Source organism: Clostridium sp. CTA-6 (assembly GCF_054768115.1).
Map to the genome: position 1 here is coordinate 1 of NZ_BAAAAU010000002.1, position 14,376 is coordinate 14,376.

At 26.8% G+C, this 14,376-nt stretch carries 17 protein-coding genes, 1 tRNA gene and 1 rRNA gene; 15 read left to right on the top strand and 4 right to left on the bottom strand.

Features of this window, described 5'->3' with window-relative positions; genetic code table 11:
* Window positions 1–45: 45 nt before the first annotated feature.
* From rrf to ACYUDJ_RS03325, 3 genes are all read left to right on the top strand, one after another.
* Window positions 46–162, top strand: a 5S ribosomal RNA gene (gene rrf / locus ACYUDJ_RS03315).
* Between the two features lie 145 nt (window positions 163–307).
* Window positions 308–1,051 carry an NAD-dependent protein deacylase gene (locus tag ACYUDJ_RS03320; RefSeq protein WP_043030879.1) on the top strand — a complete coding sequence of 248 codons (744 nt, stop codon included), beginning with the start codon at window positions 308–310 and terminating at the stop codon, window positions 1,049–1,051.
* Between the two features lie 81 nt (window positions 1,052–1,132).
* Window positions 1,133–1,206, top strand: a tRNA-Cys gene (locus tag ACYUDJ_RS03325).
* 30 nt (window positions 1,207–1,236) lie between these two features.
* On the opposite strand, the gene ACYUDJ_RS03330 is transcribed toward ACYUDJ_RS03325, so the two are convergent.
* The gene (locus tag ACYUDJ_RS03330) at window positions 1,237–2,145 is read right to left on the bottom strand and encodes a S66 peptidase family protein (protein ID WP_003488027.1); all 909 of its coding nucleotides are present in this window, start codon (window positions 2,143–2,145) and stop codon (window positions 1,237–1,239) included.
* A 36-nt stretch (window positions 2,146–2,181) separates the two neighbouring features.
* Complete coding sequence (locus ACYUDJ_RS03335; protein ID WP_042385986.1) at window positions 2,182–3,123, bottom strand: magnesium transporter CorA family protein; 942 nt, start codon at window positions 3,121–3,123, stop codon at window positions 2,182–2,184.
* A 353-nt stretch (window positions 3,124–3,476) separates the two neighbouring features.
* Here ACYUDJ_RS03335 and ACYUDJ_RS03340 point away from each other — a divergent pair, with 353 nt between their 5' ends.
* A complete protein-coding gene (locus ACYUDJ_RS03340; RefSeq protein WP_003488024.1) occupies window positions 3,477–3,980 on the top strand; it encodes a hypothetical protein in 504 nt (167 codons plus the stop codon).
* A 4-nt stretch (window positions 3,981–3,984) separates the two neighbouring features.
* Here the strand turns inward: ACYUDJ_RS03340 and ACYUDJ_RS03345 are convergent, their stop codons facing one another.
* Window positions 3,985–5,145, bottom strand: coding sequence for a zinc-binding metallopeptidase family protein (locus tag ACYUDJ_RS03345; protein ID WP_003488023.1), 1,161 nt, complete (start codon window positions 5,143–5,145; stop codon window positions 3,985–3,987).
* A gap of 558 nt (window positions 5,146–5,703) precedes the next feature.
* On the opposite strand from ACYUDJ_RS03345, the gene ACYUDJ_RS03350 reads away from it, so the two are divergent.
* From ACYUDJ_RS03350 to ACYUDJ_RS03400, 11 genes are all read left to right on the top strand, one after another.
* Window positions 5,704–5,916 carry a sigma factor G inhibitor Gin gene (locus ACYUDJ_RS03350; protein WP_003491739.1) on the top strand — a complete coding sequence of 71 codons (213 nt, stop codon included), beginning with the start codon at window positions 5,704–5,706 and terminating at the stop codon, window positions 5,914–5,916.
* Window positions 5,895–7,340 carry an aminotransferase class I/II-fold pyridoxal phosphate-dependent enzyme gene (locus ACYUDJ_RS03355; RefSeq protein WP_460289523.1) on the top strand — a complete coding sequence of 482 codons (1,446 nt, stop codon included), beginning with the start codon at window positions 5,895–5,897 and terminating at the stop codon, window positions 7,338–7,340. Before ACYUDJ_RS03350 ends, ACYUDJ_RS03355 begins: the two co-directional genes overlap by 22 nt.
* 23 nt (window positions 7,341–7,363) lie before the next feature.
* Window positions 7,364–8,059, top strand: coding sequence for a dTMP kinase (locus ACYUDJ_RS03360; RefSeq protein ID WP_042385983.1), 696 nt, complete (start codon window positions 7,364–7,366; stop codon window positions 8,057–8,059).
* A gap of 80 nt (window positions 8,060–8,139) precedes the next feature.
* Window positions 8,140–8,469, top strand: a complete 330-nt coding sequence (locus ACYUDJ_RS03365) for a cyclic-di-AMP receptor (protein ID WP_003488019.1) — start codon at window positions 8,140–8,142, stop codon at window positions 8,467–8,469.
* Window positions 8,470–8,484: 15 nt separating this feature from the next.
* Entirely contained in the window at window positions 8,485–9,429 is a 945-nt protein-coding gene (locus ACYUDJ_RS03370; RefSeq protein WP_003488018.1) for a DNA polymerase III subunit delta', read from the top strand.
* A gap of 1 nt (window position 9,430) precedes the next feature.
* Window positions 9,431–10,345, top strand: a complete 915-nt coding sequence (locus ACYUDJ_RS03375; protein ID WP_003488017.1) for a PSP1 domain-containing protein — start codon at window positions 9,431–9,433, stop codon at window positions 10,343–10,345.
* A gap of 11 nt (window positions 10,346–10,356) precedes the next feature.
* A complete protein-coding gene (locus ACYUDJ_RS03380; RefSeq protein WP_003488016.1) occupies window positions 10,357–10,560 on the top strand; it encodes a heavy-metal-associated domain-containing protein in 204 nt (67 codons plus the stop codon).
* 81 nt (window positions 10,561–10,641) lie between these two features.
* Window positions 10,642–10,812, top strand: a complete 171-nt coding sequence (locus ACYUDJ_RS03385; protein WP_003363046.1) for a DUF362 domain-containing protein — start codon at window positions 10,642–10,644, stop codon at window positions 10,810–10,812.
* Between the two features lie 119 nt (window positions 10,813–10,931).
* Window positions 10,932–11,672, top strand: a complete 741-nt coding sequence (locus ACYUDJ_RS03390; RefSeq protein ID WP_003488015.1) for a tRNA1(Val) (adenine(37)-N6)-methyltransferase — start codon at window positions 10,932–10,934, stop codon at window positions 11,670–11,672.
* Between the two features lie 19 nt (window positions 11,673–11,691).
* Window positions 11,692–12,546 carry a 16S rRNA (cytidine(1402)-2'-O)-methyltransferase gene (gene rsmI, locus ACYUDJ_RS03395; RefSeq protein ID WP_003488014.1) on the top strand — a complete coding sequence of 285 codons (855 nt, stop codon included), beginning with the start codon at window positions 11,692–11,694 and terminating at the stop codon, window positions 12,544–12,546.
* Between the two features lie 155 nt (window positions 12,547–12,701).
* Entirely contained in the window at window positions 12,702–13,793 is a 1,092-nt protein-coding gene (locus ACYUDJ_RS03400) for a C40 family peptidase (RefSeq protein ID WP_043030886.1), read from the top strand.
* 90 nt (window positions 13,794–13,883) lie between these two features.
* Here ACYUDJ_RS03400 and ACYUDJ_RS03405 read toward each other — a convergent pair whose 3' ends face one another.
* A complete protein-coding gene (locus ACYUDJ_RS03405; RefSeq protein WP_003388120.1) occupies window positions 13,884–14,129 on the bottom strand; it encodes an AbrB/MazE/SpoVT family DNA-binding domain-containing protein in 246 nt (81 codons plus the stop codon).
* Window positions 14,130–14,376: the final 247 nt, after the last annotated feature.

Consider the following 14,376-nt stretch of genomic DNA (forward strand, 5'->3'; position numbering starts at 1 on the left):
AATTCACTGTGTAATTTTGAAAGAACATTCTTTCAAAGAAAATAATCTGGTGATTATGGCTTGAAGGTAACACCCGTTCCCATGCCGAACACGAAGGTTAAGCTTCAAAGCGCTGATGGTACTGCAGGGGAGGCCCTGTGGAAGAGTARGTCGTTGCCAGATGATTATTAAGGTAAGAACTCATTTAACTGAGTTCTTATTTTTTTATATAAATTTTTAGGGAAAACATTTTTTAAATTGCTATTTTTACAGCGTATATAAATTAGTATATAATAATTAATTAATAACCTATTTAGGAGATGATAATATGAGGTTAGAAAAATTAAAACATATTATAGATAATAGTGAAAATATAGTTTTTTTAGGTGGAGCAGGAGTATCTACGGAAAGTAATATTCCGGATTTTAGATCAAATAGTGGATTATATAAATCAAAAAATAAATTGAATTATTCACCAGAAACAATATTAAGTCATAGTTTTTTTAAAGATAATACTGAAGAATTTTTCCGATTTTATAAAAATAAGATGATATTTAAAGACGCAAAACCTAATTTAGCTCATTATGCTTTAACTGAATTAGAACAAATAGGAAAATTAAAAGCCATAATAACCCAAAATATTGATGGATTACATCAGCTAGCAGGAGCTAAGAATGTATTAGAGTTACATGGAAGTGTTCATAGAAATTATTGTATTAATTGTGGAGAAAAATATAATTTAGATTATATATTGAATACTGAAAATAGTAGTAAAGATATACCACATTGTAAAAAATGTGGAGGCATAGTTAGACCAGATGTAGTGCTTTACGAAGAAGGATTAGATATGAATACTATAAATAAAGCTATATATTATGTACAAAATGCAGATGTGCTTATAGTAGGTGGTACATCACTTGTGGTATATCCTGCAGCTGGATTAGTTAATTATTATAAGGGTAAAAAATTAGTTTTAATAAATAAAGGAGAAACACCTTATGATAAAAGAGCTGATCTAGTTATTCATGATGGTATAGGTAGTGTTTTAGAAAAAGCAATTTTAAAAAACTAACCAAAAATTTGGTTAGTTTTTTAATTTTAATGTTGACAAGTTCAAAATTTCTGATATAATAGATTATGTTGAATTGAATATGGCGCTATAGCCAAGTGGTAAGGCAGAGGCCTGCAAAGCCTTCATCCCCAGTTCAAATCTGGGTGGCGCCTCCAAAAGAGTTTTAGTATGCTAAAGCTCTTTTTTTAATAATTTAGAATTTTTATTAACTTGTTTTTGCAATCCAATCTAACTTTAGATCCTATAGGTAAGGTTAAATTAGGATCACAGTGCCCTGACATTAAGTTTGCTATAATAGGTTTATTACTAGGTAATAATCTATCTAATATAACTTCATCTAGAGAGAAACCTTCCCCACGATTATTTATATTACAATTTGAAAATTGACCTAATATAAGTCCAGAACAGGATTTAATTTTTCCAGATAGTATTAATTGAGTTAACATCCTATCTATTTTATAAGGCGGCTCTGAAATTTCTTCTAAAAATAGAATACTATCTACAGTATCAATTTCATAAGGAGTACCTAAGGTACTGCATATAAGAGATAGATTTCCACCAACCAGCTCACCTTCTGCTATATCATTAGTTTTAGATAATAAAGGAACAAAATTAGGATTTGATATTTCATAAGATGGAAAATCATTCATTAATGGCTTTAGAAAACTTTTCAAAGTATACATATTATTAAAGTCTGATGAAAGCATAGGGCAATGAAAAGTAGTAAAGTCACATTTAGAAGTTATATAATTTAATAGAATTGTTATATCACTAAAACCACCAAAAATTTTAGGATTATTTTTTATAATATTAAAGTCTAAATAGGGAAGTATTCTCATAGAGCCATAGCCTCCCCTTGAACAAAGAATCATATCTATAGATGGATCTATAAACATATCCATTAAGTCTTTAGCTCTATCTATATCTTTGCCGGATAAATAACCACATTTATCATATATATGGGTGCCTAGTTTAATATTAAAACCTAAGTCTTTTAATATCTGTATATTTTTTAAAACAACATCTTTTTCAATAGGACTTGCAGGAGAAACTATTCCTATAGTATCTCCTTTATTTAAATGTTTTAATAACATTAAATCACTCCTAATAATTAATTATTATGTAATTTATTAGAATAAGTCCTTTTTTTTCAATATTATTATACAAACTATACACAACATAGCTGTAACTCCATAAGCAAGCCAAAACCCCTGTGGAGACTTACTAAAAGGGATACCATTTAAGTTCATTCCAAAGGAGCCAAAAATTATATTAGGTATAGACATCACTATAGTTATAGATGCTAGTAACTTCATAACTATGTTTAGATTATTAGATATAACAGATGCGAAGGCATCCATAGTTCCACTCAAAATATTACTATATATATTGGCCATCTCTATTGCCTGTTTATTTTCTATAATAACATCTTCTAACACATCTTGATCTTCAGGATATTTTTGTATTATATCTAACTTTAACATTTTTTCTAAGGTTATCTCATTAGCCTTTAGAGAGGTGGAGAAATAAACTAAAGATTTTTCTAAAGATAATAATAGAATAAGTTCTTTATTCTTCATAGATTTATGGAGTTTTTTTTCTATCATTAGGCTTTTCTTATCTATTTGTCTCAAATATAAAAGAAAATAACTAGCTATTCTATATAATATTTGTAGAATAAATCTAGATCTTTTAAAAGTATAAAAAGATTTTACTTTATTATTAAAAAAGTCTGTTAAAATTTTGCTATTTTTTAAACATACAGTAATAATATTATTTGGTGTATTTATAATAGCTAGAGGATAAGTATCATAAGTCAATGAATTATCTTCCATTTCTGTAAATGGTATGTCTAAGATTACTATCATATTATTATCTTCAATGTCTATCCGTGAAGTTTCTTCCTCATCCAAAGGAGCTTTTAAAAAATCTAAAGTAACTCCAGTTTTTTTTGATACAAAAATAAGTTCTTGCTCCGAAGGTGCTACTATATTAATCCAAGTACCAGGTTCTATGTTATCTAATTTTTTTATTGTTTTGTCTTCTTCAGTGTTTTTATAAATTGAAATCATAAAAATCACCTCCATATATAAAATTTATTAATGTTTTAACTTATAATTATAAGAACTAATAATATATATTATACAGCATAGACCCGTATATTTATTTATAAATTTAATATATTTTAATAGTTTAAAAATAAAATAAAAAACATTGTTTAAATTTTAACTATAGCTAAAGTTATTTAGATAAATTTATAGTAAAATAGAGATATATAAAGCAAGGCATATCCTAATTAGCAGGAAGAGCTTTAAAACGAGCTAAACGGCAAATATTACGGTGGATTAATGTTTAAAAGCTTAGTATAATCTTGAGCGTAAAGGAATTTTAAAATTATTTGATATTATTTTGGAGGGTTTATAAAATGGGAAATATGTATAAAGAGACTGTGGCTAGAAGAAGAGTTCCGGTTTTATTTTTTATGCTTATTTTATTAGTAGGAATTTTATTTTTAGTGGAATTTTTAAAAAATATTAAATTATCTAGTTATAGATTAGATGAAATGCTAAATATTTTTTTGTTATGTATAGTTATATTGGTAAGTTTTTTTGAAGTATTTAAATGTAAGATAAAGTATTCATATTTTATAATAGCAGATCAGTTCATAATTCATAAGATAAAAGGAAATTATGATAAAGTAGTAGAAAATATAAAGTTAAAAGATATAATTTATTTTGGTAAATGTGCTGGATTAAGATCAAAAATAAATATAAGTAAATCTAAAAAATATACATGTTCTTTATTAAATAGAGATACTTATTGCTGTGTTTATAAAGATGGAAATAATACTAAGAAGTTTTATTTTGAGCCGAGCAATAATTTAATTGCAAAGATAAAATATTTATCAAGTAAGAGACTAGCTAGCTAGTCTCTTATTCCATTTTAGTAAAAAATTCTTTTTTTACTTCTTTTAAAAGTGTATCATTTTGGATTAAATCTAATGCAGTTAAACTTAAGGCCTGACAAGCTTTAAAAGCATTTTGTTGAGCATGATCTTTTAAAGTTTCATTTGCAAATTCTTCAGTAAAGTAATTTATAGAGCTATCTTTATCCAATATAGATATATAGGGATGAATACAAGGAATATAATGACTTACTGTTCCTAAACTTAAGCCTGATACAGTATTTTTTTCATCGCAAATATCAATTATACCAGCCTCCTTTAAATTATGGCAAAACAATCGAGATAACCTTTTATTGGTTATTAATTCTCTATAAGGTAATTCAAAAAAACAAATTTCTGAATGTAAATTTAGAAGAGAATTAACATTTTCCACTATTTGTCTTATTCGCTTTTCTACATAAATAGCAGTTGATATACTTTTAGATCTTATATAAAATTTAGCTTCTGTAGTATTAGAAGAAATATAAGGATCGTTACCACTATTAATAACTAATTTATCTATATGAAAGTTTTGATTAATAGATTGTTTTAAAAGATTTATAGAATTAAATGTATATAAAAGACCATTTAATGATGAAAATACATCAGTATTTTCATAGCTTAAGGTTTCCTTTCCTTTAAATTTAATTTTTAAAGGAAGAATAGCCATTGAAGAGCCACTTTGGCAGGTTACTTTGTCAGGATGAACCATAAGACCTACATCGATATCTTTAAAAGCTCCTTGTTTAGCTAAAGTTACTTTAGAACCGCTTAAAGATTCACCAGGAGTTCCCATTACAATAATAGTTCCACAAAAATTATCTATTACCTTTGAAAGAGATAAAGCAGCTCCTAGGGATATGGAGGAAACTAAGTTATGCCCTGATACATGACCTAGTTCATTTGGGGCATCGTATTCACAAAAAAAACATATTTTAGGGTGACCTTTACCAAACTCTGCATAAAATGATGTAGGGATATTATAATAGTTTTCTTGGACATTAAAATTATTTTTCTTTAAAATATCTATTAAATATTTACAAGATTTGTATTCATTGAAACTTGTTTCTGGATTATCATAAAGATATTTAGATATATTAAATAAATCTGATTCTATAGATTTTAAGTAGGATACTATTTTTTGTTTCATAAATATAACCTCCAATTAAAACATCTAGGTTACATTATTATACCCAATATGAATAGAATAAATTATTGTTATTAATTAATTAAAATAAAATGAAAAATATGTTGAATAGATCATTATATCACTGTAATATTTTATATATAATAATTATATTCCATAGTGTTATATATTATTTATCAGGTAATGCTGTAAAATCAGACCGTGCTAGATTATGGTAAAAGCCCTCGCATGGATACATAAGATTACCGTACTATGATGCTAAATAGCTTCAAGATAGCATACCTAAAGGAACATTGGTAAATATAGATAAAATTTAATATAGGAACATAGTATAAATCTGGGGAATAATTAAAATGAAGTATTTCCCAGATTTATTTTTATATATAAGTTATAAATATCATTAAATTTAATATATTCAGCTTATAAAAGTATATTATAAAAATTATATAATAAAAATTTATATAATTTTATGTGGACAAAATAACATTTAACTACTTAATGAATAAAATATATATGAGGGGGCAAGAATTTAGTTGTAATAATATAGTAAGGGGGATAAATATGAAAAAACAATATTGTATTATATGTGGTAAGCCTCTAAATAGTGGTATAATTATAAACAGAAAAGGAATATGTGATGTTTGCGAAGAAAGAATGGTAAATAGTGATATGAATACAGATTTTTATGAGTTTTATAAAAAATGTATAAGAAAAAATTTAGTGCAAACTTTTATAAAGGATGAGGAAATGAGATGGGAGAATTACCGATTTTAAATGGAGTTTTAAAATATATTGAGGAAAAAAACATACTGTTTTCTATGCCAGGCCATAAAGGATCCTTGGGATTTTTATTTACTAAAGAGGGAAAAAAATTTTGTGAAAATATACTTCAATGTGATTTAACAGAAGTTGAAGGATTGGATAATCTTCATAATAGTGAAGGAATAATAAAAGAGTCCGGCTATCTTTTAAGCCGGTTTTATAATTCTAAAAAATCTTATTTTTTAGTAAATGGTAGTACTAGTGGAAACTTAGCTATGATATTTTCTTGTTTTAAAGAAGAAGATAAAATCATTGTAGAAAGAAATTGCCATAGATCTATATTTAATGGAATAATTATGAGAAAGCTAAAACCAATATATATAAAAAATAAGGTGTATAGGCAATTTAATGCTCCACTTTCAATAGATTTGGAGCATTTTTTAAGTTTAATAAAAGAAAATAAAGATGCAAAAGGTATAGTAATAACTTATCCTAATTATTATGGGGTTTGTCCTAATTTAGAAATTATAATAAAAGAGGCTAAAAAATACAATATGAAAGTGTTAATAGATTCAGCCCATGGGGCTCATTTTGGTGTGTGTGAAAAGTTACCTAAAAGTGCCTTAGAGCTAGGAGCAGACATGGTAGTAATGAGTGCTCATAAAACCCTTCCTAGTTTAACACAAACAGCATTTTTACACATAGGCAAAGATTCTATAGTTGATATTAATAAGGTAGATTTTTACATAAGTGCTTTTTCTAGTACGAGCCCTTCTTACTTATTTTTATGTTCTATGGATTATAGCAGGTTTTATTTGGAGAAATATGGAGAGAAGCATTATAATGAATTGATTAATAGAGCAAATTATTATAGAAAAAAAATAAATTTATTAGATAGCTTTTATGTATTAAATCATAGTGATATAAAACATTTAAATCTTAAATATAAAGATGTGATGGATATAGATTTGACAAGATATATAATAAATGTGAAAAATAATTTAAATGCTAGTGATTTATCTAAGTATTTAAGAGAATGTGGAATACAATGTGAAATGAGTGATGGAAACAACATAATTTTAATATTATCTCCATTTTATAATGAAGGTGTTATGGATATATTGTATGAGTCTTTATATGAGTGGGACAAAAATTATAATAATAAAGATAAAGATAATTTAAATTATCTTTATATAGAAACTAATATGAACATGTATCCTTATGAGGTTTTAGAAAAAGAATATTTATGGATAGACTATAAGGATTCCTTAGGTGAAATAAGTTATAATAATATAGTTCCCTATCCTCCAGGTGTTCCAATAATAATGGCAGGAGAGGTAATAAATAAAGAAATAATAGATGCTATATGTTATTATAAAAATAATGGAATAGATGTACTAGGTTTAAAGAATAATAAGATTCAAATAGTAAAATAATAAGTATAAATGTGGAGGATAAAATGAAAAGAGGTAGGTTAATAGTTATAGAAGGTAGTGATGGAAGTGGTAAAGCTACCCAAACTAAAAAACTTTATGATAAATTAGTAAAACAAAATAAAAAAGTTAAAAAAGTGGAATTCCCTAATTATAAAAGTGAATCATCTGCTTTAATAAAGATGTATTTAAGTGGTGAATTTGGAAAGAATCCTGATAGTGTAAATCCTTATGCTTCATCTACATTTTATGCAGTAGACAGATTTGCATCCTATAAAAAAGATTGGGAAGAGTTTTACTTAAAAGGTGGAATTATTATTGCAGATAGATATACCACATCTAATATGATACATCAAGCAGCAAAAATAAAGGAGGTACAAGCTAAAGATAAATTTTTAAATTGGCTATGGGATTTTGAATTTGAAAAGTTTAATTTACCTGTACCAGATTGTGTTATATTTTTAGATATGCCTCCTAAATGTAGTAAAAGCCTTATGGAAACTAGGAATAATAAATTTACAGGAGAGAAAGAGAAAGATATACACGAAAATAATTATGAGTATCTATTAGAGTCATATAACAATTCTAAATATATATCAGAAAAATATGGTTGGAATAGAATTGAATGTACTAATGAGGATAAGATTAAAAGTATAGACCAAATAAATGATGATATAATTAAAGTAATAACAAAATATATAGATTTTAGTGAACAAAGCTAATTATAATTGTAAACTTGTATAAAAAAATATAAAATATAGGTAAGAAACTACAATATAATATCCTTTAAGGAGGTAATAATATGAAATTAGTTATTGCTATTGTTCAAGATGATGATGCTTCAGATTTAATAGATGAAATAACAGAAGATGGGTTTAGAGTAACAAAGTTGGCTACTACAGGAGGATTCTTAAAAGCAGGAAATACTACTCTTATGATAGGTGTAGAAGAAAAAGATGTAGATAAATTGATTAAAAAAATAGAAGAGATATGTAAAACTAGAAAACAAATTGTAACATCACCATCACCGGTAAATGGATCAGCTGGAATGTATGTACCTTATCCCATAGAAGTAGAGGTTGGAGGAGCTACTATATTTGTTGTGGATGTAGATAAATTTGTGAGAGTTTAATTAGGAGGGATACATTTGAATTCATATACAATAATAGGGCATGAAAATATAAAAAATAGGATTAAAAATTCAATAGTTAAAGGTAAATTTTCTCATGCCAGTATTATTGTTGGAGAGGATGGCATCGGTAAAAGTATAATAGCTAAAGAAATAGCTATGATTATATTAGAAAAATCACAGCGGAGAAGTTATGCAGACCTAATAGAATTTAAACCTATTAATAAAAAATCTATAGGTATAGATGATATAAGAAACTTAATAGAAGAGATAAATAAAAAACCCATAGAAGGAAATAAAAAGGCTATTATAATATATAAATCTGAATTAATAACAGAAATTGCTCAAAATGCCTTTTTAAAAACTATAGAGGAGCCACCTAAAGGTGTTTATATAATATTGTTATGTGAAAATATGGAGCATATGTTAGATACTATAAAATCTAGATGCGAAATATTTAAATTAAATAGGCTAAAGCCATATGATATAGAGAATTTTATAAAATATAAATACAAGGATATAAAAAAAGACAATATAAATTCAGCAATAGCATTTAGTGATGGAATTCCAGGTAAAGCTGAAAGATTTATTGAAGATGAGTCACTAAAATATATAAGAGATATGAGTTTAGGTATATTAAAAGATTCAAAAGACTTAAGTAATTATAATTATTTGATGAAATATGAAAACTTTTTAATGAATTATAAGGAAACTTGGGAAGAGATTTTAACTTGTATTTTATCATATCTTAGAGATTCATTGTTATTTAAGGAAACTGGAGATGAAGAGTTATTATTAAATGTAGATAAGAAAGAGTTTATAAAAGATATATCAGAAAAATATTCATATATAAACTTGGATAAAATGGTAAGTATAATAAATGATACAAGAGATAAATTAAATAGGAATATAAACTCCACTCTAGTATTTGATGCAATGCTTATAAAAATGCAGGAGGTATAATATGATAGAAGTTGTAGGAGTTCGATTTAAAAAGGCTGGTAAAATATATTATTTTGATCCCAGTAATATAGAAATAAATAAGGGAGAATATGTTATAGTAGAAACTATAAGAGGGATAGAATTTGGAGAAGCGGTTATTGCTAAAAAGCAAATTAATGAAAACGAAATAGTAGCTCCATTAAAAAATGTAATTAGAAAAGCAACAGAAGAAGATATAAAAAAACATCATGAAAATAAGGAAAAAGAAAAATACGCATTAGAAATTTGCTTACAAAAGATACAGGAACATAAATTAAATATGAAGCTAATAGATGTAGAATACACTTTTGATAATAATAAAGTTATATTCTACTTTACAGCGGATGGTAGAGTGGATTTTAGAGAATTAGTTAAGGATTTAGCTTCAATATTTAGAACTAGAATAGAATTAAGACAAATAGGAGTACGTGATGAAGCAAAAATGGTTGGAGGATTAGGACCTTGTGGCAGACCTATGTGTTGTTCTATATTTTTAGGAGATTTTGCTCCAGTATCAATAAAGATGGCTAAGGAACAAAATTTATCATTAAATCCTACCAAAATTTCAGGTATATGTGGAAGACTTATGTGTTGTTTAAATTATGAGCAGCAAACCTATGAAAGTATTAGAAAAGTATTACCTAAGGTGGGATCAATAGTTAAGACTCCTTATGGACAAGGAGAGGTAGTAGATAATAATGTGGTGAAAGAAGAAGTTAAAGTCAAGATCAAAAGTGAAGATAATGAAGAATTTATACAGCCAGTGCCTATAATGGAAGCAGAACTTATATCTGGTGGCTATGAAGGTAATATAGAAAGTGTAGATGAAGAAGAAATAAATATTGAAATAGACGATGCAGATGAAACAATAATAAAAGAGTTGCTTAAGGATGAATAGGAGGAAGAGTTATGAAGGCACTATTAAAGGTATGCGATATGAGAACAATACAGGATATAAATAAAGTAAAAAGTGCTGTAGCTAATAATGAAGGTGTAGTAGCCTGCGAAATAAGTAAGGAAAAAAAAGAGGTAAGTGTTATATATGATGATTATTTTGTAGATGTAGATAAGATAATAGAATCTATAGAAAATATAGGTTATACAGTTATATAAAAATTACTTTAAAAATTAATAAAAACATGGTAAAATATAAATCGTATAAAGTTGTGTAATTTTTAAGGAGGTGTGTTACATATGGCATACAAAATTACAGATGCTTGCGTAAGCTGTGGAGCATGTGCTGCAGAATGTCCAGTTAATGCTATAAGTCAAGGAGACTCTATATTTGATATAGATGCAGATACTTGTATTGATTGCGGAAACTGTGCTAATGTTTGTCCAGTAGGAGCACCAGTTCAAGACTAATTTATTGTTAAAAAGGCCGTCAAAAGACGGTCTTTTTATTCTTTATATATTATAGAATTATTATATTGTTTTGATTTAGAATATATAGAATAAAATTTATTATATAAAAGGTGAATTATATGGATAGAATTATAAAAGAAGATGAAACATTAGATGATCTTCAGCTAAAGGGAATTCATGTTATACAAAAAAGGCAGGCATTTAGATTCGGAATAGATGCAGTATTATTAGCTAATTTTCCTAGAATAAAAAATGGAGATGAAGTAGTTGATTTATGTACTGGAACGGGTATAATTCCATTTATATTAGCAGGTAAAACTAATGCTAGTAATATTATAGGTATAGAAATACAAAAGGAAATCGCTGATATGGCAAAACGAAGCATAAAGTATAATAATTTGCAGGAAAAAGTTAAGTTTATAGAAGGTGACTTAAAAGATATAAAACTTTTGAAAGATATAGAAAAGGCAGATGTAGTTACAGTAAACCCACCTTATAAAACTCAAGGAACAGGAATTATAAACATTAATGATAAAAATGCTATATCTAGACATGAAATTTGTTGTACTTTAGATGATGTAGTAAAGGCAGCTAAAATTTTATTAAAAGATAAAGGTAAATTATATATGATACATAGGCCAGATAGAATAGTAGATATAATGAATGTAATGAGAAAGTATTGCATAGAGCCTAAATTAATAAGGACTATTCATCCAGCGGTAGACAAGGCTCCTTCTATGATATTAATTGAAGGGCAAAAAAATGGTGGTAAGTTTTTGAAATGGGATAGTCCCCTATATATTTATGATGAAAATAATAAATATACCAATGAGGTTAAAAGAATTTATGGAATGGAATAAATAAGAAGGAGAGTATTATATGCTTAATATAGAGGAAGGGAAATTATATGTAGTTCCTACTCCTATAGGAAATTTAAGAGATATAACAATAAGAGCATTAGATGTATTAAAGAATGTTGATATTATAGCAGCAGAGGACACAAGACAAACTTTAAAATTATTAAATCATTTTAATATAAAAAAAACATTAATAAGTTACCATAAATTTAATGAAGAAGATAAAAGTATAAATATAATAAATAGTTTAAAAGAAGGAAAAAACATAGCATTAGTATCTGATGCAGGTATGCCAGGAATATCAGATCCAGGATATGTGCTCATAAAAAAATGTATAGAAGAGCAAATAATATTTGAAGTTTTACCTGGAGCTACAGCATTTACTACAGCCTTAGTTTATTCTGGAATGGATACTACAAAGTTTATTTTTAAGGGTTTTATACCGAGGGAAAATAAAAATAGACAAAAGTTAGTACAGGATATAAAGGATAGAATGGAAACATTAATTTTTTATGAATCCCCTCATAGATTAAAGGAATGTTTAAAATTTTTAAGGGAGTCCTTAGGGAACAGAAATATATCTATATGTAGAGAACTTACTAAGGTACATGAAGAAATTATAAGAGATAATCTAGAAGAGGTTATAAAATATTATGAGAGTCATCAACCTAAAGGTGAATATGTTTTAGTTTTAGAAGGAAAATCCATAGAAGAAATAGAAAAAGAAAAGGAAATGGAGTGGTCTAGTATAAGTATACAAGATCATATAAAAAAGTATATAAATGAAGGATATAGCAAAAAAGAGTCTATAAAATTAGTAGCTAAAGATAGAAAAATAACTAAGTCAGAAGTATACAAGTATTCTATAGATATATAAATAATATATTATATTTTTTAATAAAAATATAATATATAACAAATTAAATTAACATTTTCAAAAAAAATCCTCGTTAAAGTTGAGTTTTTTACTGAAATGGTGATATAATAGTTTTATGTTATAATCATAAAAGGGGAATGGGAGGAAGATAAATAGTGAATAAGAAAGTTTTGTCTGCGGTAATAGCATTAGCATTAGCAGTGTCTATTAATGCAAAAGTTATGGCAGCACCATCAAATGGACAAGCGCATGATAAGACATTAGAACTTGAAGAAAAAATACAAAATATGGACAATAGTATACAAGGCTTAATGTATAAAATAGAAGATAATAATAAAGATATAGAAAAGAATAAAGAAGACATATCTAAATTAGGAAAAGATATAGAAAAAGCTCAAAAACAAATAGAATCCCGTGAAGATTTATTTAATAAAAGAGTAAGAGCTATGTACATAAGTGGCTTTGACAGTTATGCAGATATAATATTAGAATCAGAAGGATTAAGTGATTTAATAACTAGAGTAGACACAGTTAAAAAGGTTATGGGATTTGACCAAGGAGTTATAAAGGAATTAAAGACAAAAAAAGAAGAAATTAAAGAAAAGAAAGTTGCTTTAGATAAGAAAAGTACAGAAATAGTACAACTTAAATCAGAAAATGAAAAGAAATTATCTAGTATGAAATTAGAAAAATCTAAGCAAGAATTAGTACTTACTAATTTGAGAAAAGAGAATGAAAGAAAAGCGGCTGAAGCAGCACAAAGAGAAGCAGCTGAGAGACAAGCAGCACAATCACAATCTTCTGTATCTCAATCAAGAGGTGGAAGTAGTGTTTCTGTAGAAGCTCCAGCTTCATCAGGAAGTAGTTCTTCTAGCAGTAGTAGTAAACCATCAAATCCAGCACCACCAGCAGTACATGGAGATGTAGTAGGATATGCTATGCAATTCCAAGGAGTCCCTTATGTTTGGGGAGGTACATCACCAAGCGGATTTGACTGTTCAGGTTTTGTTCAATATGTATATAGAAATGCTGCAGGTATAGAATTACCAAGGGATACTTATGGACAAATTGGAGCAGGAACTCGAGTTTCACAAGATCAATTACAACCTGGCGATTTAGTATTCCCACATACAGGTCATGTAGGTATATATATAGGTGGAGGACAAATGATACATGCTCCTCACACAGGGGATGTAGTAAAAATTTCATCAGTATATAAATTTTATGCAGGTGTAAGAGTAAGATAATTAATTTTATATAAGCTAAGAGTGGAAACTAAAATTAGTTTCCACTCTTAATTTATAAATAAAAAAAAGCCTCTAAATGAGGCTTTTAAATTATTTATTGTCTTTTATTTCATTAAGACAGTTTTTACAAATATTTTTACCTTTATAGTTTATAACATCTCTAGCATCTCCGCAGAATATACATGCTGGTTCATATTTTTTTAATATGATTTGTTCACCATCTACATATATTTCTAGAGCATCTTTTTCAGCTATATCTAAAGTCCTTCTCAATTCTATAGGAATAACAATTCTTCCTAATTCGTCTACTCTTCTAACCACACCTGTTGATTTCATATATTTTCCTCCTCGAATAATATCAATTTTCGACAATAGTTTAATTAAATAATAGCAAATATGACATTAAAAGTCAACATATTTTATATTTAATTTACAAATTAATTATCTATTTCCATCTAAAGTTAATATACTACCATTAAAGGGAAAAGTCAATAGACCAAATACTGTCATATATGATGATAAAACCATATATATCAATGGATACAGCCAAAATCAAAAAAAATAATAAAATAATTATAGAATT

Bases quoted from the DNA above. Each gene is read 5' to 3' on its own strand.
- ACYUDJ_RS03320 (WP_043030879.1), top strand. From the start codon at position 308: ATGAGGTTAGAAAAATTAAAACATATTATAGATAATAGTGAAAATATA.
- rsmI (WP_003488014.1), top strand. From the start codon at position 11,692: ATGCTTAATATAGAGGAAGGGAAATTATATGTAGTTCCTACTCCTATA.
- ACYUDJ_RS03380 (WP_003488016.1), top strand. From the start codon at position 10,357: ATGAAGGCACTATTAAAGGTATGCGATATGAGAACAATACAGGATATA.
- ACYUDJ_RS03390 (WP_003488015.1), top strand. From the start codon at position 10,932: ATGGATAGAATTATAAAAGAAGATGAAACATTAGATGATCTTCAGCTA.
- ACYUDJ_RS03350 (WP_003491739.1), top strand. From the start codon at position 5,704: ATGAAAAAACAATATTGTATTATATGTGGTAAGCCTCTAAATAGTGGT.
- ACYUDJ_RS03345 (WP_003488023.1), bottom strand. From the start codon at position 5,145: ATGAAACAAAAAATAGTATCCTACTTAAAATCTATAGAATCAGATTTA.
- ACYUDJ_RS03330 (WP_003488027.1), bottom strand. From the start codon at position 2,145: ATGTTATTAAAACATTTAAATAAAGGAGATACTATAGGAATAGTTTCT.
- ACYUDJ_RS03385 (WP_003363046.1), top strand. From the start codon at position 10,642: ATGGCATACAAAATTACAGATGCTTGCGTAAGCTGTGGAGCATGTGCT.
- ACYUDJ_RS03360 (WP_042385983.1), top strand. From the start codon at position 7,364: ATGAAAAGAGGTAGGTTAATAGTTATAGAAGGTAGTGATGGAAGTGGT.
- ACYUDJ_RS03405 (WP_003388120.1), bottom strand. From the start codon at position 14,129: ATGAAATCAACAGGTGTGGTTAGAAGAGTAGACGAATTAGGAAGAATT.
- ACYUDJ_RS03355 (WP_460289523.1), top strand. From the start codon at position 5,895: ATGGGAGAATTACCGATTTTAAATGGAGTTTTAAAATATATTGAGGAA.
- ACYUDJ_RS03365 (WP_003488019.1), top strand. From the start codon at position 8,140: ATGAAATTAGTTATTGCTATTGTTCAAGATGATGATGCTTCAGATTTA.
- ACYUDJ_RS03340 (WP_003488024.1), top strand. From the start codon at position 3,477: ATGGGAAATATGTATAAAGAGACTGTGGCTAGAAGAAGAGTTCCGGTT.
- ACYUDJ_RS03335 (WP_042385986.1), bottom strand. From the start codon at position 3,123: ATGATTTCAATTTATAAAAACACTGAAGAAGACAAAACAATAAAAAAA.
- ACYUDJ_RS03375 (WP_003488017.1), top strand. From the start codon at position 9,431: ATGATAGAAGTTGTAGGAGTTCGATTTAAAAAGGCTGGTAAAATATAT.